Annotated in this window: 1 protein-coding gene; it reads right to left on the reverse strand. The window is 74.8% G+C overall.

Annotated elements, in window-relative coordinates; all coding sequences use genetic code 11:
* Positions 1-1,568 (reverse strand): TonB-dependent receptor (locus Q7W29_03245; GenBank protein MDO9170826.1); only part of this gene is annotated, 1,568 nt, incomplete at its 3' end.
* Positions 1,569-1,780 lie beyond the last annotated feature (212 nt).

A 1,780-nucleotide genomic window follows, 5' to 3' on the forward strand; every position in this document is an offset into this window, starting at 1 on the left:
TTCGTGCCGTCGTTCAGGCCCTCGCGTTCGATCGCGCCATCCAGGTAACTCGCGAACCCGGTCACCCCGAGCTCCCAGGCTCCCCGCCGCGCGACGGCGCCCAGGTCCCACAGGTCCTGCACTTCGGGAGTGAGGTCCGGGTTGGGGACGAACCTCCCGAGCGCGCCGGAGTACAGCTCCCGCAGGGCGGGGAACCGGCTGCGGCGCGCGTACGAGGCGTGCAGGGTCAGGGGTTCGCCCAGCCGGCGTTCCAGCCGCGTGAACGCGGCCGCCGCCCCGGTCGCGTCGCGGGCCGGCTTGTCGCCCGATTCGGGGGTCGAGGCCAGGTCCCAGCCGCCGCCGGCGCGCGTGCTCCAGCCGCCGCCGAGGTCCAGGTCCGCCTCGACGGCCGCCGCGCTGATGAACTGGGCGTAGGTCAGGTCCGGCCCCGCGACCTGCAGCGACTCGCGGTGGCGGGCGTAGCGCGCCGACGTCTGCACGGCCACGCTGCCGCGGTCGAGGTAGCGGGTCGCGCGGGCGCGGGCGAAGCCGGTGCGGTCGTCGTCGGTCTCGTGGTCGACGCCCGGAGCGAGCGCGGGCGTCGTGTAGGAGGCGTCGTCGAAGGAGCGGATCTCCTGGTGGAACAGGTCGGCGGCGGCGTCCACGACGAGTTCCCAGGCGTGGCCCCCGCCCAGCGGCGTGCGCAGGCCGGCGCCGAGCAGGCCGCGCCGCACCGACGGGTAGCGCCAGAAGCGCGCGTCGGCGCCCAGGTGCGTTTCCGGCGGCACGCCCTTCTCGCCGTCCGAGCCGAGGAACGTCACGTGCCAGACGGCGCCCGCGGCGCTGCGGTGCTGCAGGCGCAGCAGGAGCGAGGCTTGCTCCAGGTCGCTGTTGAGGCGCTGCCGCGACGGGCCCTGGTTGGTCGCGGCCGAGAGGTCGGCCGGCACCACGTACCCGTCCTGGGCGCGCCACGACCCCGCCGCGAGCAACTCCCAGGCGCCCTGCCGGCGCTGGTGCAGCAGGCGGCCTTCGCGCAGGGCCGACTCGCCGAACTGCACGCCCAGCCGGGTGCGCGCGCCGTCCGACGGCAACGTCAGCGGGCGCAGCTCGATGGTGCCGGCCAGGGCGTTGGGCCCTTCCAGCACGCTGCCGACGCCACGCACCCCGCGTACCGAGCCGATGGCGTCGACCGGCACCAGACCGGCGTCCACGCGCTCGTCCCAGGGCACGTTCAGCGGGATGCCGTCCAGCCAGAGCCGGATGTGCCGCTCCGACGCGCCGCGCACCATGAACACGCTCTCGCCGCGGGAGTTGACCACGGTCCTGGTCGCCGGCAGCACGGGCGCCAGGTCGGCGGCCGATTGCAGGTCCTGGGCGCCCAGGACGATGGCGTCGACGGACGAGGCCGCGGGGTCGGTCGTGCCGGAGGTCGTCGACCCGTAGACGACGACGGGCTCGGTGATGACCCAGAGGGTGTCGGCGCCGGTGATCCGCTGTTCGGCGGTGGTGCCGTCGCCGGGCGATTCGGCGGCGGCGACGGATGCCAGGCTCAGCAGGCAGGCGGTCAGGATCCGGGCCGGACGGCGCATGGGCGTTCCTTCGCTGGTGTTGTCCGTCGGCGGCTGCGCCTCTCGATCCTACCACCGCATCCCTCGGGGTTCAACCGACCCGGTGATCGCGCGGCGCCGCGGACCCGTCTGCCCGCATCAGGGTGGGCGGCGCATCAACGCTGATGCCCACCATGGCGAACGATGGTAGCATGTGCGGAGCGGGTCGGCGCCTGCTGGAACTGGCGGCCGGG

The sequence above is a fragment of the bacterium genome, assembly GCA_030654305.1.
Lineage (GTDB): Bacteria > Krumholzibacteriota > Krumholzibacteriia > LZORAL124-64-63 > LZORAL124-64-63 > PNOJ01.